18 protein-coding genes are annotated in these 21,380 nt (G+C 57.4%); 7 read left to right on the top strand and 11 right to left on the bottom strand.

Annotation, left to right across the window (positions count from 1 at the left end; translation table 11 throughout):
• Positions 1-82: 82 nt before the first annotated feature.
• The 7 genes from BV390_RS08155 to lsrA form a co-directional block, all read right to left on the bottom strand.
• Positions 83-796, bottom strand: a complete 714-nt coding sequence (locus tag BV390_RS08155; RefSeq protein ID WP_085396794.1) for a hypothetical protein — start codon at positions 794-796, stop codon at positions 83-85.
• A gap of 318 nt (positions 797-1,114) precedes the next feature.
• The gene (lsrG, locus tag BV390_RS08150) at positions 1,115-1,408 is read right to left on the bottom strand and encodes a (4S)-4-hydroxy-5-phosphonooxypentane-2,3-dione isomerase (RefSeq protein ID WP_032690643.1); all 294 of its coding nucleotides are present in this window, start codon (positions 1,406-1,408) and stop codon (positions 1,115-1,117) included.
• Positions 1,405-2,292 carry a 3-hydroxy-5-phosphonooxypentane-2,4-dione thiolase gene (gene lsrF, locus BV390_RS08145; protein WP_004867885.1) on the bottom strand — a complete coding sequence of 296 codons (888 nt, stop codon included), beginning with the start codon at positions 2,290-2,292 and terminating at the stop codon, positions 1,405-1,407. Before lsrF ends, lsrG begins: the two co-directional genes overlap by 4 nt.
• A gap of 11 nt (positions 2,293-2,303) precedes the next feature.
• Positions 2,304-3,317 carry an autoinducer 2 ABC transporter substrate-binding protein LsrB gene (gene lsrB / locus BV390_RS08140; protein WP_032690642.1) on the bottom strand — a complete coding sequence of 338 codons (1,014 nt, stop codon included), beginning with the start codon at positions 3,315-3,317 and terminating at the stop codon, positions 2,304-2,306.
• A gap of 124 nt (positions 3,318-3,441) precedes the next feature.
• A complete protein-coding gene (lsrD, locus tag BV390_RS08135; protein WP_032697474.1) occupies positions 3,442-4,419 on the bottom strand; it encodes an autoinducer 2 ABC transporter permease LsrD in 978 nt (325 codons plus the stop codon).
• The gene (lsrC, locus tag BV390_RS08130) at positions 4,420-5,454 is read right to left on the bottom strand and encodes an autoinducer 2 ABC transporter permease LsrC (RefSeq protein WP_004867893.1); all 1,035 of its coding nucleotides are present in this window, start codon (positions 5,452-5,454) and stop codon (positions 4,420-4,422) included.
• Positions 5,451-6,938, bottom strand: a complete 1,488-nt coding sequence (gene lsrA, locus BV390_RS08125; protein WP_032690640.1) for an autoinducer 2 ABC transporter ATP-binding protein LsrA — start codon at positions 6,936-6,938, stop codon at positions 5,451-5,453. The genes lsrC and lsrA overlap by 4 nt, the downstream gene beginning before the upstream one ends.
• Before the next feature lie 217 nt (positions 6,939-7,155).
• Here lsrA and lsrR point away from each other — a divergent pair, with 217 nt between their 5' ends.
• From lsrR to BV390_RS08110, 3 genes are all read left to right on the top strand, one after another.
• Complete coding sequence (lsrR, locus tag BV390_RS08120) at positions 7,156-8,127, top strand: transcriptional regulator LsrR (RefSeq protein ID WP_032690639.1); 972 nt, start codon at positions 7,156-7,158, stop codon at positions 8,125-8,127.
• A 37-nt stretch (positions 8,128-8,164) separates the two neighbouring features.
• A complete protein-coding gene (gene lsrK, locus BV390_RS08115) occupies positions 8,165-9,757 on the top strand; it encodes an autoinducer-2 kinase (protein ID WP_085396792.1) in 1,593 nt (530 codons plus the stop codon).
• Positions 9,758-9,948: 191 nt separating this feature from the next.
• Complete coding sequence (locus BV390_RS08110) at positions 9,949-11,970, top strand: NADPH-dependent 2,4-dienoyl-CoA reductase (RefSeq protein WP_085396790.1); 2,022 nt, start codon at positions 9,949-9,951, stop codon at positions 11,968-11,970.
• A gap of 101 nt (positions 11,971-12,071) precedes the next feature.
• Here BV390_RS08110 and rlmG read toward each other — a convergent pair whose 3' ends face one another.
• Positions 12,072-13,208, bottom strand: coding sequence for a 23S rRNA (guanine(1835)-N(2))-methyltransferase RlmG (gene rlmG / locus BV390_RS08105; RefSeq protein WP_032690635.1), 1,137 nt, complete (start codon positions 13,206-13,208; stop codon positions 12,072-12,074).
• A 136-nt stretch (positions 13,209-13,344) separates the two neighbouring features.
• Here rlmG and BV390_RS08100 point away from each other — a divergent pair, with 136 nt between their 5' ends.
• The 4 genes from BV390_RS08100 (at position 13,345) to sstT (ending at position 17,658) form a co-directional block, all read left to right on the top strand.
• A complete protein-coding gene (locus BV390_RS08100; protein ID WP_032690634.1) occupies positions 13,345-13,845 on the top strand; it encodes a M48 metallopeptidase family protein in 501 nt (166 codons plus the stop codon).
• Between the two features lie 73 nt (positions 13,846-13,918).
• Positions 13,919-14,908, top strand: a complete 990-nt coding sequence (locus tag BV390_RS08095) for a Gfo/Idh/MocA family protein (RefSeq protein WP_032690633.1) — start codon at positions 13,919-13,921, stop codon at positions 14,906-14,908.
• A 280-nt stretch (positions 14,909-15,188) separates the two neighbouring features.
• Positions 15,189-16,157 carry a TerC family protein gene (locus tag BV390_RS08090; RefSeq protein WP_085396789.1) on the top strand — a complete coding sequence of 323 codons (969 nt, stop codon included), beginning with the start codon at positions 15,189-15,191 and terminating at the stop codon, positions 16,155-16,157.
• 253 nt (positions 16,158-16,410) lie between these two features.
• On the top strand, positions 16,411-17,658 hold the full coding sequence (gene sstT, locus BV390_RS08085) for a serine/threonine transporter SstT (RefSeq protein ID WP_032697468.1): 1,248 nt from the start codon (positions 16,411-16,413) through the stop codon (positions 17,656-17,658).
• A 21-nt stretch (positions 17,659-17,679) separates the two neighbouring features.
• Here sstT and BV390_RS08080 read toward each other — a convergent pair whose 3' ends face one another.
• The 3 genes from BV390_RS08080 to uxaC all read right to left on the bottom strand — a co-directional run bounded on the left by BV390_RS08080 (position 17,680) and on the right by uxaC (position 21,299).
• Positions 17,680-18,231, bottom strand: a complete 552-nt coding sequence (locus tag BV390_RS08080; RefSeq protein ID WP_032697466.1) for a YgjV family protein — start codon at positions 18,229-18,231, stop codon at positions 17,680-17,682.
• A gap of 149 nt (positions 18,232-18,380) precedes the next feature.
• On the bottom strand, positions 18,381-19,868 hold the full coding sequence (locus tag BV390_RS08075; protein ID WP_032690629.1) for a UxaA family hydrolase: 1,488 nt from the start codon (positions 19,866-19,868) through the stop codon (positions 18,381-18,383).
• Between the two features lie 18 nt (positions 19,869-19,886).
• The gene (gene uxaC, locus BV390_RS08070; protein ID WP_046853427.1) at positions 19,887-21,299 is read right to left on the bottom strand and encodes a glucuronate isomerase; all 1,413 of its coding nucleotides are present in this window, start codon (positions 21,297-21,299) and stop codon (positions 19,887-19,889) included.
• Positions 21,300-21,380: the final 81 nt, after the last annotated feature.

Below are 21,380 nucleotides of genomic sequence, written 5' to 3'. Positions count from 1 at the left end.
GAAAAATTCAAGATAAAAAAATCCAAACCCAATGTAGCAGACCAGAATAAGTCCTTCGTTAAAAATAAGTGACAGTAAAGTTTTAAACATGATACTTACTCTTTATGGCGTTATAACACTCATCGAAATCCTGATAAAATTTTATCTTAACATTTTTGATAACTTCGGATAGAACAGGTTCAAGGAAGTAATAAAGCATTTCTAGTTCTGCGTTGTAGAGTATCGCGAAGTATTTTGGATCCAGTGTTTTCAGCCTACGGGCAGCAAGGGCACATTTCTGATCGGTCCCGAATATCTGGAACATCCAAACAACACCTGGAACCCGTGCAGCGAGCCTTTCAACAACCGCACGAGACACTAAATCTGACATAGATAATGCCTCGGCCAGGGTAACAGCAAGACCCAACTGCACTGCTCTACTTTCTGGCATTCGGGCAACCACCCTTGTAGCTGTTGAACCAACAGAACGCACAATACCCTTTGAATTTCCGTTTTCCGTATCGTCTATGACCATTTGAAAGTAGAGATAGAATATATGGACTATCACGTCACGGTACCGATAGATGGAGCGAATGGAATACATCATCCTTTTTTCTTCGGAGTATAATTTCCCGCAAACATCATGATATCTGGGGATAAGACAAGAAGAATACCAACTTACCCGCTCAACCCCGGAGTAAATATCAGAACCAATGCCCTTCATTGCTTTCCATGTGGAGATTACGCCCTGTTGTCCATACACCGCTAGCTGCCTGTCGCTCTGCAACTTCATTTTTAAATAGTCCGAGGCCTTCATCGAGTATCCTTACTATTAGCATGGCTAACCCCGAATGTATGCAAAAAGAACAAACAACTCAAATAAAACAAACCAAAAAACTTTATTTATTTTGTACCAAACCGCCGGGAGCGCTAATTCATATTTAAATATACAGTTCCTTGCAGAATATATTAATACGTTGAATACATCGCGAATATAATGCACTCACCGTCCGGTTTATCATTGCGGTAAACCCTACCCACGATACAAAAGAAAGTTTAAAGCCCCCCCTCTCGCCAGAAACATGGCCTGCGATAATCCGCTCGCCGCAGAGATCCCGCAGGCAAGGGGGCAAGGCTATTCCGGCAATAACCCCACGAAACTGCGTTTCTTACGCGGCTCCGACATCATCTGGTCGAGCTTTTCCACGCAGGCCAGGTAGTGCGGGGTTTTCTTATGCGCCAGCACCGCCTCATCATCTTTATAAGCTTCGTAGATAAAAAAACGGGTCTTCACTTCCGGGTCCTGCAGCACGTCAAATCGCAGGTTGCCCGGCTCTTTTAGCGCCCCTTCATGGTTAGCCCGAAAGACGTCGAGAAACTCCGCCACCCGCTCTGGCCTGATATTAATCTCCACCAGCGTCACATTCATTTTTGCTCTCCCTGTTTCTCTTCCTGCCAGAACTGATACGCCTCGCGGGCGCTCATATTCTCATGGACCACTTTTTTCACCGCCTTTAACATCGCCCGCGGCGCGCTGGACTGGAAGATATTGCGCCCCATATCGACGCCGGATGCCCCCTGGTCAAGCGCCCGCCAGCACATCTCCAGCGCTTCATGTTCCGGCAGCTTTTTGCCCCCGGCGATCACAATTGGCACCGGGCAGCTGGCGGTGACTTTTTCAAACCCCTCATCGACAAAGTAGGTTTTGACAAACTGCGCCCCCATCTCGGCAGCAATGCGGCTGGCAAGCGAGAAGTAGCGGGCGTCGCGGGTCATCTCTTTCCCCACGCCGGTCACCGCCAGCACCGGCATACCGTAGCGGTTGCCCGCATCCACCAACTTAATGATGTTATTGATCGACTGGTGTTCGTATTCGCTGCCGATATAGACCTGCGCCGCCACCGCGCAGACGTTGAGGCGCAGAGCATCTTCCATCGCCACGGCAACGCACTCGTTGGAGAGTTCGCTGAGAATAGAATTGCCGCCGGAGGCGCGTAGCACCACCGGCTTGTTGGTGGCCGCCGGGACCTGGCTGCGTAGCACCCCGCGGGTACACATCAGCACGTCGGTCTCCTCAAACAGCGGCGCAATAGAGAGATCGATACGTTCAAGCCCGGTGGTCGGCCCCTGAAAGTAGCCGTGATCGAAAGCCAGCATGACCGTGCGGTTGCTCTGCGGATTAAAGATACGCGCCAGCCGGGACTGCATGCCCCACTCCAGCGAACCACAGCCTTTCAACGTATAGAGCGTATTCTTCTGCGGCCGGTCAAAGCCGAAGTCTTTTCCCTCTTTGATATCGTCTAAATCTGCCATCTCGTCCTCCATCAGAAGTCGTAGTGATTGATGTTCTCTTTGGTGAACACCACGCGCTCTGGCAGCAGTACGATACCGTTGCCTTGCGCTTCATACTGGTAGCCCTGCACGCTGTTTGGCTCAACCTTCAGCGTCCCGATGTCTTTGATATCCACGCTATCGCCAACGTTAAGATCGCCTTTTTTTAGCAGCCGATCGGCGACGTTCACCGCAATTTTCCCCTGCTGTACCACATCCCACAGGCCGAAGGCTTTGACCGTGCCGCGCTCGACATAGGGGCGCATCACATTCGGCGTGCTGAAGCCGACAATCGCCACGCCCTGGCGCTTGAGGTTCTCTGCCGCCTGCGCGGCGGCCGGCAGCGCGTTGGCGTCAGGGGCGATAATGGCGTCGAGATCCGGATACGCTTTTAAGATCCCCTCGGCGGTTTGCAGCGATTTGGTGGCGTCGTTATAGCCAAACTGCGTCGTCACCACCTCCCACTGCGGATGCTCTTTTTCGATTTTGGCTTTCGCCTCTTTCACCCACTGGTTCTGGTCGGTCACCGTCGGGCTGGAGTAGAAAAATGCCACTTTGGCGGCGGGCTTCGTCACCTGTTTTTCCGCCATCTCCACCAGCAGGCCGCCGAGCTGCTGCGGAGTGCCCTGGTTGATGTAGATGCTGCGGCACTCGGGTTTAGTATCGGAGTCCCAGGTCAGGACCTTCACGCCGCGCTGCATCGCCCGCTTCAGCGCCGGACACAGGCCATCCGGCGACACTGCCGAGACGATAATCGCGTTGTAACCCTGATTGACGAAGTTGTTGATCAGCTGCACCTGGCCGGACACGCTTGGTTCGGTCGGGCCGTCGTAGGTGACGTCCACGCCAAGCGCTTTGCCTGCTTCTTTCGCGCCGTTGCCGCCGCTGGTAAAGAAGCCCACGCCGACCAGCTTAGGAATAAAGGCGATGCGATCCGCCGCCTGAGCCACCGCGACACTCATGGCCAGCGCCAGGGCACTGATTTGCAGGATATGTTTTGCTTTCATCTTGTTATGCTCCGATTGTTTTAAACCGTCATACTTCAAGTTGCATGTGCGTTGGCTACCTTCGTTCACCCCGCAGCACCCGGGAACGCATAAACTTGCCGCCTTCTGGCAAAGTGAATGATGTCTATACGCGAGAAAGACGCCGCCAGGCCGTGCGTAGCCATTCGCGGTGCAGGCTCAGCGAACGCCCCATCACCACCACCACCAACAGTGCCCCTGACAACGCGCTCGACACCTGGTTGGGGATGCCGACCATCTGTAAACCCTGTTGCAGATACCCCACCAGCAGCGCCGCCAGCGCCGTACCGAGTATCGAACCCGACCCGCCATAGATATTCGCTCCACCGAGCACGGCAGCGGTCAGCGCCGGCATCAGCAGGTCGCGGCCTAAATCCGAACGCGCCGAACCGAAATAGGAGACCAGAATCAAGGCGGCAATTGCCGAGGCCACGCCCACCAGGCCATACAGCACGTAGGGCATACCGTTGACCGACAGTGCGGCATAGCGTGCTGCTCTGGGGTTTTGTCCAAGTAAAAAGAGGTGGCGGCCAAAACGCCCGCGATGGGTCAGCAGCCAGAAGAAAAAGGTGATGATGGCAAACATCACCAGCGGCAGCGGTAGGCCCAATAGCGTCAGGTTGGCAAAAGCTGTAAAGCTATCGGGAAAGCCGCCAATCCCTTCATAGCCCGTCGCCCCGGCCATTCCCGAAAGCAGCAGCGCCCCGCCGCCGTAGAGATACAGCGTGCCGAGAGTAATCACCAGCGGGCTGATGCCGGTGTAGTGAATCAACGCGGCATTCACCAGGCCGCACAGTAGCCCAATGGCAAGGGTGAGCGGGATCGCCAGTGCCAGCGGCCAACCCGCCTGCATCATCACCCCCAGCGCGATGGCGCACAGGCCAATGGTGGAGCCGAGGGAAATATCAATACCGCCGCTGATGATCACCAGAGTCAGCGGCAGTGCGACGATGCCAATACAGATAAAGTCGCTGGTGCTAAACAGCAGCATGTTGATATCCAGCATCCGCGGATTGATCGCCCCAAACAGCAGAATCTCCAGCACCAGTAATGCCAGCAGCGCGCTTTCCCAGTTGAGTTTCATCTACGCCACCTCTTTATTTTTACGTTTTTCGAACGGGGTGACGTGCTTTCCCCCTTTATTGCCGGGCTGAAAACGGCTGTACTTCAGCGCCCGCTGATGCCGCGCCAGCGCCTGACGCAGTCGCCCGTCGAGTACCAGTACGCCCAGCAGAACGAGGCCGGCAATAAAGTCGTTCCACCATGCCGGCAGCCGCAGCAGCACCAGTACGGTATCGATTTGAGTGAGGAAAAAGGCGCCGAGAAAAGCGCCGACGAGGGTTCCGGTCCCGCCGAGCAGCGAGATCCCGCCCAGTACGCAGGCGGCGATGGCTTTCATCTCCAGCCCGCTACCGGTCTGGTTGGGGACAAAGCCAATCTGCGCGGCAAAGACGATCCCGGCGCAGGCTGCCAGCATGCCGTTGAGCGTAAAGGCCAGCATCCGCGTGCGGTTGACCGCGACGCCCAGCTGACGCGCGGCGGCCAGGTTATCGCCCACGGCGTAAAAATCGCGACCAAAGGCGGTGCGAGCCAGCAGCCAGGTCCCGCTCAGCAGTAGCGCCAGCACCAGCCAGCCCAGCGGCGATACGCCGATAAAGAACGGTTCAGAAAGCGACTTCAGGCTATCGGGCAGCCCCTCGATCCACTTGCCTCCGGTCCACAGCAGCATCATTCCGCGATACAACCCCAGGGTGCCGAGCGTCGCAACAATCGCCGGAATGCGTAGGCCAACCACCAGCAGGCCGTTAAAGGCCCCCGCCAGTGCGCCAATCGCCAGCGCAAAGACAATCGCCGCCGTCAGACCATAGCCGCCGTTGAGCGCGGCGCCGACCGCAATCGCGCTCAGGCCGACGGTCGAGCCGACGGAGACGTCAATATTGCGGGTCAGCATGACCAGCGTCGCCCCCAGCGCCAGCAGACAGAGGATTTGCGAACTGGCAAAAATCATCGCCAGAATTTGCAGGTTGAACCAGGCGGGGTTGAGCGCAATCAGCAGCGCAAACAGCGCCAGAATCGCCAGCAACGCGCTCAGCTCGCGGTTTCTGAGTAACGTTTTCATGACTGCCCTCCAAAGGCCAGGGTCATCATGCGATCGACGGTGACCGCCTGCCGGAGCAGTTCCCCGCTCTGCCGGCCCTGGTGCATAACCACCACCCGGTCGGCCAGCCCGACAAACTCATCCAGATCGCTTGATATCATCAGCACCGCCACGTTTTGCGCGGCGACGCTTTTCAGCAGTTGATAGATGTCGGCGCGGGCGGAAACATCCACGCCGCGCGTCGGTTCATCGACAATCAGCAGCAGCGGATTGGCTTCCAGACAGCGAGCCAGCAGCACCTTTTGCTGATTGCCGCCGGAGAGCGTGCGCACGGTCTGATCGCTGTGATTGAGTTTGATGCCCAGCGCCCGATGGTAGCGCTCCACTACCGCCGCTTCGCGCTGGCGCTGCTGCCACCACGACGGTTGGTTAAACATCACCGTGTTCCAGCGCACCGGGGCATCGAGAAACAACCCGGAGACCTGCCGATCTTCCGGCAGATAAACCAGCCCGCTGGCGAGCCGCGCGCGCGTGCTGTCGCGACTGATATCGCGGTTTTCCAGCCATATCCGGCCAGCTCGCGGCGGACGCAGACCGTAGAGCGTCTCGGCAAATTCGGTGCGCCCGGATCCCACCAGCCCGGCGAGACCAACGATCTCTCCGGCATGGATCTCCAGACTGAGATCGATAAAACCTTCTCCGGTCAGATCGTCCACCCGTAGCACCGGGAAATCCTGCGGCTGGGTACGGCGATTCCCCGGCAGCGCCAACCATAGCTTCTGGGTATCGCTGAGATCGTGTCCACGAAGGGCGGGGGTCATGGCATTGATTAGCTGCGCGTCGCTGTAGCTCGCCGTGTCGCCGCTCAGCACCACCGCCCCGTCGCGCATGACCGAGATATGACTGGCGATCTGACGGATCTCCGGCAGCTTATGCGAGATAAACACGATGCCGACGCCGAGATCCTGCAGAGCGCGGATCTGACGAAACAGCCGATCCGTCTCCCCGGGGGTTAACGAGGCGGTGGGTTCATCGAGGATCAGGATCTGCGCATCGCGCATCAGACCGCGCAGGATCTCCACCATCTGCTGATCCGCCACTTCCAGCGTCCCGGCCACCGCCTCCAGATTGAGCTGACAATTCAGTTGCCGCAGCGTCTCCTGTAAACGCGCGTCGTTATCGGCGCGTTTCGGCAGGCGAAAGAGAATATTTTCCCGTACCGTCAGGTTAGGAAACAGCAGCGGTTCCTGGGGAACAAGGTAAACGCCCAGTTGATGAGCCAGAGCCGGGTTGAGACGCGCAAAAGCGCGGCCGCCAAGAGTGAGTTCACCGTCGTCGGGCGTTTCCACCCCGGCGATAATCTTCATCAGCGTCGATTTTCCCGCGCCATTACCGCCCATCAGCGCATGCACCTGGCCAGAAAAGAGCGTGAAATCAATGCCCTTCAACACGGCGATGCCGGAGAACTGTTTGCGAATCTGACGGGCTTCAAGCAGTGGCTTCATCATCGCGCCTCGTATGAACAAATGATTTTTTAATTTAATAATGTTCAAAAGCGTAGACGGTGAACTATATTTACAACCGTGCAAAGATCACAGTTTCATGCTTTAGATCGTTGGAAAAAACCTGCAAACAATGAAAGATCGGTTTTGCCGGACGGCTCACACTTTCCGACCGCGCAATAGCGAACATATGATCTAAATTTTTATAAGAGTTCACTTTATGAGCGAAAAACGCATTACGGAAGAGAACCGCTACGCAGGCCTGGCGTTAGCCGAAGAGGAGCTGGTGGCGCGGGTCGCCTGGTGTTACTACCACGATGGATTGACGCAGAACGATATTGGCGAGCGCCTGGGGCTGCCGCGGTTAAAGATCTCCCGCCTGCTGGAGAAAGGTCGCCAGTCCGGGGTGATCCGCGTGCAGATCAACTCCCGCTATGAAGGGTGTCTGGCGCTGGAAACCGAGCTGCAACAGCGTTTTGACCTGAAGATTGCCCGCGTGCTGCCGGCGCTCAATACGCCACCGATGAATACGCGGCTGGGGATCGGCGCGGCGCAATCGCTGATGGGGGTGCTGGAACCAGGACAGCTGCTGGCGGTGGGGTTTGGCGAAGCCACCATGAGCTGTCTGCAGCACCTGAGCGGGTTTATCAGTTCGCAGCAGGTGCGGCTGGTGACGCTTTCCGGCGGCGTGGGTCCCTATATGACCGGTATCGGCCAGCTGGACGCCGCCTGTCGCGTCAGCATCATTCCGGCGCCGCTGCGGGTCTCTTCGGCCGATGTGGCTGAAATTCTGCGTCGGGAGTCGAGCGTCCGGGATGTGATTCTGGCGGCCACCGCGGCGGATGCGGCGGTCGTGGGGATCGGCGCCATCGACCAGCGCCGCGACGCAACCATCCTGCGCTCCGGTTACATCAGCGAAGGCGAACAGTTGATGTATGCGCGTAAAGGCGCGGTGGGCGACATTTTAGGTTATTTCCTGCAGGCCGACGGCAGGCGGGTTGAGGATCTGGAGATTCACCGGGAATTACTCGGCGTCACCCTCGACGAGCTGGCGCAGCTGCCGACCATTGTCGGCGTTGCCGGTGGAACGGAAAAAGCGCAGGCGATTTATGCCGCCCTGACGGGCAAACGCATCAATGGCCTGGTAACGGAAGAGACAACAGCACGCGCGGTGCTCACGCTGGCCTCCTGATGGCCCTGCGCCGCGCAACAACCGCGAGGCGCATGTCATGAGTTACCTGTTAGCGTTAGATGCCGGGACCGGCAGTATTCGGGCGGTGATTTTCGATCTCAGCGGCCACCAGGTCGCGGTCGGTCAGGCGGAATGGAAGCACCTGAGCGTGGAAAATGTTCCCGGCTCGATGGAGTTTGACCTCACCACCAACTGGCTGCTGGCCTGCCAGTGTATCCGCCAGGCGCTGGCAAACGCGCACCTTCAGGCGGCCGATATTCAGTCCGTCGCCTGCTGTTCCATGCGCGAAGGGATTGTGCTTTACGACCGCAACGGCGAGGCTATCTGGGCCTGCGCCAACGTCGATGCCCGCGCCAGCCGCGAAGTCGCGGAGCTTAAAGAGATCCATGATTATCATTTTGAATCGGAAGTCTATGATGTCTCAGGCCAGACGCTGGCACTCAGCGCCATGCCGCGGCTGCTGTGGCTGGCCCATCATCGCCCGGATATTTACCGTCAGGCTGCCACCATCACCATGATTAGCGACTGGCTGGCGGCAAAACTCTCCGGTGAACTGGCCGTCGACCCCTCCAATGCCGGTACCACCGGGATGCTCGACCTGTTCAGCCGCGACTGGCGCCCGGCGCTGCTCGATATGGCCGGGCTGCGTGCGGATCTGCTCTCGCCGGTTAAAGAGACCGGCACTCCGCTCGGTGCGGTGACCGAGACGGCAGCGCGGCAGTGCGGACTACGTGCCGGCACGCCGGTGATCATGGGCGGTGGCGATGTCCAGCTCGGCTGCCTGGGTCTGGGGGTGGTACGCGCCGGCCAAAGCGCGGTGCTGGGGGGCACCTTCTGGCAACAGGTGGTGAATCTGCCGGAGGTCCGTACCGATCCGCAGATGAATATTCGCATCAACCCGCACGTCATTCCCGGCATGGTGCAGGCCGAATCGATCAGCTTCTTCACCGGCCTGACCATGCGCTGGTTCCGCGATGCTTTTTGCGCCGAAGAGAAGCTGGTTGCCGAACGCCTGGGAGTGGATGCCTATGCTCTGCTCGAAGAGATGGCCAGCAGGGTGCCCGCCGGTTCCCACGGCGTGATGCCGATCTTCTCCGATGCCATGCATTTCAAGCAGTGGTATCACGCCGCGCCGTCGTTTATTAACCTCTCCATCGACCCGGAGAAATGCAATAAAGCCACTCTGTTCCGCGCGCTGGAGGAGAACGCGGCGATTGTCTCTGCCTGTAACCTGGCGCAAATCTCCCGCTTCTCCGGCGTGACGTTCGACAGCCTGGTGTTTGCCGGAGGCGGATCGAAAGGGGCATTATGGAGCCAGATTCTCAGCGATGTCACCGGCCTGCCGGTGCGGGTCCCGGCGGTGCGCGAAGCCACGGCGCTGGGCTGCGCGATCGCCGCCGGAACCGGCGCCGGCTTGTACAGCGATATGGCCGGCACAGGTGAGAAGCTGGTGAGCTGGCATCGGGTGTTTACCCCCAATCCGGCACATCGCGAACTGTACCAGGGGATGATGGAGAAATGGCAATCGGTCTATGCCGACCAGCTGGGGCTGGTCGACAGCGGGCTGACCACCTCGATGTGGCAGGCGCCAGGCCTTGAGCGGCGCCCACCTGTCGTTCCGGCGCCCTGACCTCCAGCGAGCGTCTGCCGCTGGCACAAAAACCCCCTCTTCCCTTCGAGGAGGGGAACTTCCCGTCACCGTTATTTGAATCCCATCACAATCACCGCACGCCCTTTTTCACTTTTCGCTGACGACGGCTAAATTAGTAACTCATCCGACCACATAACAATAATGTTACATATAAGAGACTGGAAGCCATTATGAGCCACTACCCGTCGTTATTCGCCCCGCTCGACCTGGGATTTACCCAGCTGAAAAACCGCGTGCTGATGGGTTCCATGCACACCGGGTTGGAAGAACATGCCGACGGCGCGCAACGGCTGGCGGCTTTTTACGCCGAACGCGCGCGTCACGGCGTGGCGCTGATTGTCACCGGCGGGATTGCGCCGACGGCGTCCGGCGTCACAATGGCGGGCGGCGCGGTGCTCGACGATGCCCGCCATCTGGCGCAGCATCGGCACATTACCGATGCGGTCCACCGGGAAGGCGGCAAAATCGCCCTGCAAATTTTGCATACCGGCCGCTACAGCTATCAGCCGCGGCCGGTGGCCCCGTCGGCACTGCAGGCGCCGATTAACCGCTTTGCTCCGCACGCGCTCAGCCATGATGAGATCCTGCAGCTGATCGATGATTTTGCCCGCTGCGCGCAGTTGGCCCGGGAGGCCGGCTACGACGGTGTCGAAGTGATGGGCTCTGAAGGTTATTTGATTAACGAATTCCTCGCCGCGCGTACCAACCAGCGTGATGACCCGTGGGGCGGCGATTACGCCCGCCGCATGCGCTTTGCCGTAGAAGTGGTGCGTGCGGTACGCGAACGGGCTGGCCATGACTTTATTATTATCTACCGCCTGTCGATGCTCGACCTGGTCAACGACGGCAGTACGCTGCCGGAAGTGATTGAGCTGGCACAGGCCATCGAGGCGGCAGGCGCAACCATCATCAACACCGGTATCGGCTGGCACGAAGCGCGTATTCCAACTATTGCGACGCCGGTACCGCGCGGCGCCTTCAGTTGGGTCACCCGGAAGCTGAAAGGCGCGGTGTCGATCCCCCTGGTCACCACTAACCGCATCAACGATCCTGATGTCGCGGATGCGATCCTCGCCCGCGGCGACGCCGATATGGTGTCAATGGCGCGCCCGTTTCTGGCCGACGGCGAGTTCCTTTCCAAAGCCCAAAGCGGGCGCGCCGATGAGATCAATACCTGTATCGGCTGTAACCAGGCCTGCCTGGATCAGATCTTCGCCGGTAAAGTGACCTCTTGTCTGGTCAATCCGCGAGCCTGCCACGAAACCCTGATGCCGGTTATGCCTGCTGCCGCGCCAAAGCGCCTGGCCGTTGTGGGAGCCGGCCCCGCCGGCCTGGCCTTTGCCGTCAATGCCGCCGCGCGCGGCCACTCTGTCACCCTGTTTGATGCGCAGCAGGAGATTGGCGGGCAGTTTAATATCGCCAAACAGATCCCCGGCAAAGAGGAGTTTTACGAAACGCTGCGCTACTACCGGCGCATGCTGGATCTGCATGGCGTCAATCTGCAGCTGGGCCAACTGGTCACGGCGGATCGTTTGCTGGAATTTGACGAAACGATCCTCGCCACCGGGATCGCCCCGCGCATGCCGGCGATCGCCGGAATTACCCATCCGAAGGTGATGAGCTACCTCGACGTACTGCGCGACAAGGCGCCGGTGGGTCAGCGCGTCGCAATTATCGGCTGCGGCGGGATCGGCTTTGATACCGCGATGTACCTGAGCCAGCCTGGCGTTGCCACCAGCCAGAACATCGACGCGTTCTGCAGGGAATGGGGTATTGATACGACACTGCAGAGCGCGGGCGGACTGCGTCCGGAAGGACCGCAGCTGGAGAAAAGCCCGCGGCGCATCGTGATGCTCCAGCGCAAGGCCAGCAAACCCGGCGATGGGTTAGGAAAAACCACCGGCTGGATCCACCGGGCTACGCTGCTGGCCCGCGGCGTCAAAATGATCCCGGGAGTCAGCTATCAGAAGATCGACGATGAGGGATTACATGTCACGATCGGCGGCGAGGGCCAGATATTGCATGTTGATCAGGTGATTATCTGCGCCGGTCAGGAGCCGAAGCGCGAGCTGGCGGATCCGCTACGCGCGGCAGGGAAAGTCGTACATCAGATTGGCGGGTGCGATGTCGCGATGGAGCTGGATGCTCGCCGCGCCATCGCTCAGGGTACGAAACTGGCGCTGGAGATTTAACGGGGGCGCTGCGCTTGCCCGGGCTACGTGTTCAGGCTACATGATATGAGTAGCCCGGCTAAGGCGAAGGCCGCCAGCCGGGGTGTCCTGGCAGTCTGCGATTAGCGCAGCTTACGTACCTTCACCGCTTTCAACACCACAAATTTATTGTTGGTGGCGACGGTGGCGCAGTTACCGAAAATTTTCTTCAGCTTGTGGAAATAATCCAGATGGCGGTTGGCCACAATGTACAGCTCACCGTTGATCTTCAGGCAGCGGCGCGCGTGGTGAAACATCTCCCAGGCGATATTATCGGTTAACGCGTGTTTCTGGTGGAACGGCGGGTTGCACAACACGGCGTTGAAGCGGAAAGGCTCAACGCCGGACAGCGCGTTGTTAATCATAAACTCGCAGCGATCCAGCGCCTCGGGCATGTTGGTTTCCACGTTCAGACGACTGGAGGCGACGGCCATCGGCGACTCATCGACGAACACCACGTTAGCCTGCGGGTTCTTCTCCAGCAGCGTCAGGCCAATCACCCCGTTGCCACAGCCCAGATCGACAATCTCGCCTTCAAGATCCGACGGCAGGTGTTCGATAAAGAAACGCGCGCCAATATCCAGCCCGGTGCGGGAGAATACATTCGCGTGGTTGTGAATGGTCCAGTCGGTCCCTTCCAGCTTCCAGCTCAGCGTCTGCGGCGCATCGGCAAGCGCCGGTTCGCTGAACGTACAGTTGATCAGGCGGGCTTTCTTCCAGGCCAGGGTGGTGGTGGTCGGCCCCAGCACTTTCTCGAACAATTCCAGTGTGGAAGTATGGATATCACGTGCCTTTGCGCCGGCGATAATACGGGTTTGCGGCGTCACGACCTGGCGTAGCGCGCGCAGCTGCTGCTCGAGCAACGCCAGCGTTTTCGGAACTTTAATCAGGACAACGCCTGGCGCCGACGGATACTCTGCGGTGCTGTCGAGAAACTTGACGCTGGATTCCGCGATATCGTTATGGCGTAAATTCTCACGCGTCGCGAGCTCGGTGAGGTAAGAGTCACCGATGCTAAACGGCGTATGCTCCGCCAGCGCGCAGCTCAGTGCGCCAAAGGTATCGTTGAAAATCAGGACCGGGCCGTTAATCTCCGTGTCATCCAACTGCTGCAGCAGATATTCATCCGCCGCTTCCCACGCCAGCAGCGGGTTAACGTCATCCGTTTCCGGAAAACGTTTTAGTGTCAGTGAACGGAAACCGTTGTCTAAGTGGCTCATCGGCCCTCCTGAGTGGTAAAATTTCGGCGTTATCCCTGAAAGGGTGCGTGAGTATACCCTTTTTATACACAAAATCATTCAAGATGCGCCGATGCAGCCTGAAGGAGGATGTGAAGATCTTTTATCTGGAGCTGTCATGAGTCAACTCACTTACCTGCAGGGCTATCCGGAGAATTTGCTTTCCCAGGTGCGCACATTGATTGCCGAGCAGCGCCTGGGGGCGGTTTTGCAAAAGCGCTATCCGGAAGGCCACGACGTCAATAACGATAAGGCGCTGTATCAGTACACGCAGGATCTGAAAACCCGCTATTTACGCGGCGCGGCGCCGGTCAACAAGGTGATGTACGACAGTAAGATCCACGTCTTGAATAATGCGCTCGGCCTGCATACCGCGATTTCGCGGGTCCAGGGCGGTAAGCTGAAAGCAAAAGCCGAAATCAGGGTGGCCACGGTGTTCCGCGAAGCGCCTGAGGCGTTTTTACGCATGATTGTGGTGCATGAGCTGGCGCACCTTAAGGAGAAGGAGCATAACAAAGCCTTCTATCAACTCTGTTGCTATATGGAGCCGCAGTACCACCAGCTGGAGTTCGATACCCGTCTGTGGCTAACGCATCTTTCGTTAAATCGTTCTGCGTAGTCGCGCACTGGTTTTGTCATGATGGCATGTTAGAGTGACCAAAGGTCCCCTTTAACGGAGTTCGTCAACGTTTATGATACGTTTCGCTGTTGTTGGCACAAACTGGATAACAAAACAGTTTGTCGATGCCGCCCATGAAACTGGCAAGTATAAACTCACCGCAATTTACTCTCGCAGCCTTGAACAAGCGCAGGCCTTTGCGAGCGATTATCCCGTCGACCAGCTGTTTACGTCGCTGGACGATCTGGCGCAAAGCGATGCCATCGATGCGGTTTACATTGCCAGCCCGAACTCCCTGCACTTCCCGCAAACGCAGCTGTTCCTGAGCCATAAAAAGCACGTGATTTGCGAAAAACCGCTGGCCTCAAACCTGCGGGAAGTCGAAGACGCTATTCGTATCGCTCGCGAAAATCAGGTGGTGCTGTTCGAAGCCTTCAAAACCGCCAGCCTGCCAAATTTTCTGCTGCTGCAGCAGTCGCTCGGCAAGGTAGGCAAACTGCATAAAGCGTTTATCAACTACTGCCAGTACTCCTCCCGCTATCAGCGCTATCTCGACGGTGAGAACCCGAACACCTTTAACCCGGCCTTCTCGAACGGCTCGATTATGGATATCGGCTTCTATTGTCTGGCCTCGGCGGTGGCGCTGTGGGGCGAACCGCGCGCGGTTCACGCCAGCGCCAGCCTGCTGGACAGCGGCGTTGATGCCCAGGGTACCGTGATCCTGAACTACGCCGATTTTGACGTCACCCTGCACCACTCCAAAGTGAGCGACTCTACGCTGCCAAGCGAAATTCAGGGTGAAGCCGGCGCGCTGGTTATCGAAAAAATCTCCGAGTGCCAGAAGCTCTCTTTCATCCCACGCGGTGGGAAGGCTCAGGATCTGACGCAGCCGCAGCATATCAATACTATGCTGTATGAGGCGGAGGAGTTTGCGCATCTGGTGGAGAACAACCAGGTTGTTCACCCGGGGCTGGAAGTCAGCCGTATTACGGCCAGACTGCTGAGCGAAATTCGTCGTCAGACCGGCGTCGTATTCCCGGCCGATGGCCCGCAGGTGGCGTAAAAGAGTGTAAAGAGGCCGTCAGCAACCATTGACGCCCTTTATGACTTGTCATATTTTGTTACCTGCAAAGGGGAGTAACTTCCTTGCCGGTGGATCGTCATTACGATGCGTGCAAAACCGCATCCGGTCGCCGGGCAATAATAAAAGGTCCTGCCGTCATCGCGCGGTTCTTTTATTGTTGTAAGTGAGACCTTGCCGGAAGGCGAGGTCTATGCATAAACACGCAGCGGCTGCCGTCTTCCGACGTCAGCCGTTTTGTTTTTATGTAAGGAATTAAGTAATGAATACTGTCGGCACACCGTTGTTATGGGGCGCATTCGCCGTGGTCGTGGTGATCATGCTAGCCATCGATCTGCTTCTTCAGGGACGACGTGGTGCGCATGGCATGACCATGAAACAGGCCGCGGGTTGGTCAATTCTCTGGGTAACGCTCTCCCTTCTCTTTAACGCCGTTTTCTGGTGGTACCTGGCACAAACCGAAGGCCGTGCCGTTGCCGATCCGCAGGCGCTGGCTTTCCTCACCGGCTATCTGATTGAAAAAGCGCTGGCCGTGGACAATGTCTTTGTCTGGCTGATGCTGTTCAGCTACTTCTCCGTCCCGCCTGCGCTGCAGCGCCGGGTACTGGTTTACGGCGTACTGGGTGCGATCGTGCTGCGTACGGTGATGATCTTTACCGGAAGCTGGCTGATCTCCCAGTTTGAGTGGCTACTCTATCTCTTCGGTGCTTTCCTGCTGTTTACCGGCGTGAAGATGGCGCTGGCGAAAGAGGATGACTCCGGCATCGGCGACAAACTGCTGGTACGCTGGATCCGCAGCCACCTGCGGATGACCGATAAGATTGAAGGCGAGCGCTTCTTTACACGGCAAAACGGCGTTCTGTTCGCCACGCCGCTGCTGTTGGTGCTGATCCTGGTCGAACTGAGCGACGTGATTTTTGCGGTCGATAGTATCCCGGCAATCTTCGCCGTAACCACCGATCCGTTTATCGTGCTGACGTCGAACCTGTTCGCGATTCTCGGCCTGCGCGCCATGTACTTCCTGCTGGCCGGCGTCGCGGAGCGCTTCTCCATGCTGAAATATGGCCTGTCGATCATTCTGGTCTTTATCGGTATCAAGATGCTGATCGTCGACTTCTACCATATCCCGATTGGCGCCTCGCTCGGCGTGGTTGGCGGTATTCTGGCGCTGACGCTGCTGATTAACGCCTGGGTCAATAAGCAACACGACAAGAAGAAATTACAGCACTAAGCCTTAAATAACCGGGTGGAAGCCACTTTCACCCGGTCAGCAACGCCCGCCGCGTATTATTTCTCACCATGTCACAAAAACGTTAAGACATAGTTAAAAAATAAGATCTCAGCTAAATAAGCAGCATTTTACCCTTCCTACATGGCGCACTTTCCGTATACTCGACCAGGCAAACATTTATTTACATCCGGACATAAACGTAACAAATAATACGTACATGGGACGGGTAGCAACATCACAACAAGGAATCATTATGACGACACAAACTCCCCCATCGGGCCTGCTACAGCGCCTGGCTCAGGGCAGCCTGGTCAAACAAATTTTAATCGGTCTGGTGCTTGGCGTGCTGCTGGCGCTGGTTTCGAAACCGGCGGCGATCGCCGTTGGCCTGCTCGGTACGCTGTTCGTCGGCGCGCTGAAAGCCGTAGCGCCGGTGCTGGTGCTGATGCTGGTGATGGCCTCCATCGCTAACCACCAGCAGGGGCAAAAAACCAGCATCCGTCCGATTCTGTTCCTGTATCTGCTGGGGACGTTCAGCGCCGCATTAACCGCCGTGGTGTTCAGCTTTGTCTTCCCTTCCACGCTGCACCTGAGCTCCGCGGCCGGCGATATTACGCCGCCATCGGGGATTGTCGAAGTGCTGCGCGGGCTGCTGATGAGCATGGTTTCAAACCCTGTTGACGCCCTGCTCAATGCCAACTATATCGGGATTCTGGTGTGGGCCGTGGGTCTGGGCTTTGCGCTGCGTCACGGTAATGAGACGACAAAAAACCTGATCAACGATGTCTCTCATGCGGTGACCTTTATCGTGAAACTGGTCATTCGGTTTGCGCCGCTGGGTATTTTCGGCCTGGTCTCCTCCACCCTGGCGACCACCGGTTTTGAAACCCTGTGGGGCTACGCGCAGCTGCTGATGGTGCTGGTGGGCTGTATGCTGCTGGTGGCGCTGGTGATTAACCCGCTGCTGGTGTTCTGGAAAATCCGCCGCAACCCCTATCCGCTGGTGCTGACCTGCCTGCGCGAAAGCGGCGTGTATGCCTTCTTTACCCGCAGCTCCGCCGCCAATATTCCGGTAAATATGGCGCTGAGTGAAAAGCTGAATCTCGATCGCGATACCTATTCGGTGTCGATCCCGCTGGGTGCCACCATCAACATGGCCGGGGCCGCCATCACCATTACGGTGCTGACGCTGGCTGCCGTAAATACCCTGGGCATTCCGGTGGATCTGCCTACCGCGCTGCTGTTGAGCGTCGTGGCGTCGCTGTGCGCCTGCGGTGCTTCCGGCGTGGCGGGCGGCTCCCTGCTGCTGATCCCGCTGGCCTGCAATATGTTCGGTATCCCCAATGATATCGCCATGCAAGTGGTTGCCGTCGGCTTTATCATCGGCGTGCTGCAGGACTCCTGTGAGACGGCGTTGAACTCCTCTACCGACGTGCTATTTACCGCCGCCGCCTGTATGGCGGAAGACGAGCAGCTGGCGAAAAACGCGCTGCGCGATTAATCCCGACCTTCCCCTCCGCTGTTATGCGGAGGGGTTCTCTTTCAGCTCCGCCTCTTCTCTTTTAAACGGATCGATACCGCGTTTTTGCATGCGCCAGAAACGAATAATATTCAGGCCATTGACGATCAGGAAGCTGCCTTCAATCAACGTGCCACCAATCGACCCCAGCCAAAAGTTATGCGTGACCCAGCACGCCGTAGAACACCACATCACGCAGCGGGTGGTCAGCCCTTTACAGCGAAACAGGGCCCAGGTGCTGGCGACGGTCCCTGCCACCGGCAACAATTCCATCGCATGCTGGAGTTTTCCGAGGCCGAGAATCAGCGTCAGGGCAATAAATATCACCATGATCCACAGATTGCGGGTACGCAGCGAAATCAGCGTGCGCACGGCGTTAAGCCCGGCGCTCATGCCCGCAGGCAGCGCTCCCATCAGAATAAAATGCAGGCCGATAATGCCGCTGTACAGCGCCAGCTGCTGTTTAAAGCGCCGCTCATCGCGATTGATAAAGGTGGTGATTCCAATCAGAAAGGCGATGACACCTACGCCCTGGGCAAGCCAATACGCAGTCATGAAAGATCCTTGTCAAAACAGTTAAAAACAAACGGCGCCCTCTCCCCGAGTGCGCCGTTTTTTATCCACGCGACAAAAGCTCCATCATTCTCGCACACCGAGCAGGCGGTCGATCCGCCCGGGGTTGTGATGAGCCAGGATGAGGATCATTACAACGTGACGCCGCTTTTGAAGATCGCCAGTTCACGGAAATCATTGCGCTCATTGCAGGTCGGTTTGCCATTGATGATATCAACGAGGGTATCGACAAACTCTTCCAGCAGCTGAGGCATTGCTTTACCGTGAATCAGTTGACCGGCGTCAAAATCGATCCAGTGTTTCTTTTTCGCCGCCAGTTCGCTGTTGGTGGAGATTTTGACCGTCGGCACAAAACCGCCGTACGGCGTGCCGCGACCGGTGCTGAACAGCACCATATGACAGCCCGCACCGGCCAGCGCGCTGGTTGCCACCGCATCGTTGCCCGGTGCGCTCAGCAGATTGAGACCATGCACTTTTAAACGTTCGCCATAGCGCAGGACGTCCACTACCTCGCTGGAGCCCGCTTTCTGCGTGCAGCCCAGCGATTTATCTTCCAGCGTCGTGATCCCGCCCGCTTTGTTGCCCGGCGACGGATTCTCGTAAATAGGCTGGTTATGCGCAATGAAGTACTGTTTAAAGTCATTCACCATGGTCACCAGCTTGTCGAAGGTCTTTTCATCGCGGCAGTGGCTCATCAGCAGCTGCTCAGCGCCGAACATTTCCGGCACTTCCGTCAGCACGGTGGTGCCACCGTTGGCGATCAGGTAATCCGAGAAACGACCCAGCATCGGGTTGGCGGTAATCCCCGAAAGGCCGTCCGATCCGCCGCACTCGAGGCCAAACTTCAGCTCGCTCAGTTTGCCTGGCTCACGTTTGTCGTGACGCATCACCTCATAAAGCTGATGCAGATGCTCAAGTCCCGCTTCCACCTCATCGTCCTGCTTCTGGCAGATCATAAAGTGTACGCGCTGAGGATCGAACTCACCGAGGGTTTCACGGAACGCGTCGACCTGGTTGTTCTCACAGCCCAGGCCAATCACCAGCACCGCCCCGGCGTTCGGGTGACGCACCATGTTTTGCAACATGGTGCGGGTATTGATGTGATCATCACCCAGCTGCGAACAGCCATAAGTGTGACTGAAGAGAAAGACGCCATCGGTGCCTTCCGCTTCGTTGGTCTCTTTCAAAAACCGGTTCTGAATCTGACGGGCGATACCATTGACACAGCCGACGGTCGGCAGGATCCACAGTTCATTACGCACCCCGACCTCCCCGTTCGCACGACGATAAAGCTGCACGTCGCGGTCGGCCGGCTGCGCCGATGGCTCGGCAAGTTCCGGTTGATAGCGATACTCGTCAAGGTCGCTCAGGTTGGTACGCGTATTATGGGCATGAATATGTTCCCCTGGCGCAATATCCGCCAGCGCGTGGCCAATGGGCAGACCATACTTGATGACGTTTTCTCCCTTCGCAATCGCGCGTAGTGCGAACTTATGACCACGAACAACGTCCTGGCTTAAGGTGACCGCATCATCATCAATGGTGACCTGGGTACCCGCCGCCATATCTGCTAACGCGACAGCAACGTTATCCTGCGAATGGATTTTAATGTATTGCATAGCAACCGACCTCTGGTCTTAATTCAGTTCAATCGCGAAGTAATCACGCGCATTGTTAAAGCAGATATTTTTCACCATCTCGCCCAGCAGCTGAATATCCGCCGGCGCTTCACCCGCGGCAACCCAGCGACCGATCATCTGGCACAGGATGCGACGGAAATACTCATGGCGGGTATAGGACAAGAAGCTGCGGCTGTCGGTCAGCATGCCGACGAAACGGCTGAGCAAACCAAGCTGAGCCAACTGGGTCATCTGACGCTCCATGCCGTCTTTCTGATCGTTAAACCACCAGCCGGAACCGAACTGCATCTTGCCCGGCATCCCTTCGCCCTGGAAGTTACCGATCATTGTGCCCAGCACTTCGTTATCGCGTGGATTCAGGCAGTAAAGAATGGTTTTCGGCAGCAGGTTTTCTTCATTCTGCTTGCTCAGCAGACGGGACAGCTCTTCGGCCATCGGGCGATCGTTGATGGAATCAAAGCCAACATCCGGCCCTAACAGCTTGAACTGACGCTGGTTATTGTTACGCAGCGCGCCAATGTGATACTGCTGGACCCAACCACGACGGGCATACTCTGCGCCGAGGAACACCAGTACCGCGGTTTTGAACTGCGCCACTTCGTGTTCGCTCAGGGTCGAGCCGGCCAGACGACGCGCCAGGATAGTATCAAGTTCTGCTTCGCTGGATTCGGCAAACAGCACGACATCCAGCGCATGGTCGGAGACTTTACAGCCGTGCGCGGCGAAGTGATCCAGGCGCTTGACCAGCGCAGCCTGCAGATCGGCAAAGCGACGGATGTCGGTATCCGAGACTTCGCCGAGCTTCGCCATATAGTCGTTAAACGTCGCCTGCTCAATGTTAAACGCTTTATCCGGACGCCAGCTTGGCAGCACTTTGGTCGTGAAAGTCGCGTCTTTCGCCACCGCCGCATGGTGTTCCAGCGAATCAATCGGATCGTCGGTGGTGCCGACCATTTTCACCTTCATCTGCGTCATGATACCGCGAGCGGAGAAGCGATCCTGGGCCAGCAGATCGTTACACTGATTCCAGATTTCATCCGCGGTGGACGGAGACAGCAGCTTACCCGTAATCCCAAACGGGCGGCGCAGCTCCAGATGCGTCCAGTGATAGAGCGGATTGCCGATCGTATGCGGTACGGTAGCCGCCCATGCGTCAAACTTCTCGCGGTCCGAGGCATCGCCGGTACACAGGCGTTCAGCCACGCCATTGGTGCGCATCGCGCGCCATTTGTAATGGTCACCTTTCAGCCAGATGTCATACAGGTTTTTAAAGCGATAATTTTCGGCAATCTGCTGCGGCGGAAGGTGGCAGTGATAGTCGAAAATCGGCTGGTCTTTGGCGTAGTCGTGGTACAAACGGCGGGCAAACTCGGTATCAAGCAGAAAATCTTCGGTCATAAACGCTGTCATTTTCATTTCCTCTTCGCCCCATCGAGGAGCCTTTCAGATGATTGACTATCATGCTGACAAAGTTATCACACCAATTTCTAC

This window comes from Klebsiella sp. YJ, assembly GCF_002108615.1.
Lineage (GTDB): Bacteria > Pseudomonadota > Gammaproteobacteria > Enterobacterales > Enterobacteriaceae > Klebsiella > Klebsiella planticola.
The sequence above is the reverse complement of the archived record's forward strand: the minus strand, read 5'-3'. Positions and strand labels throughout refer to the sequence as shown.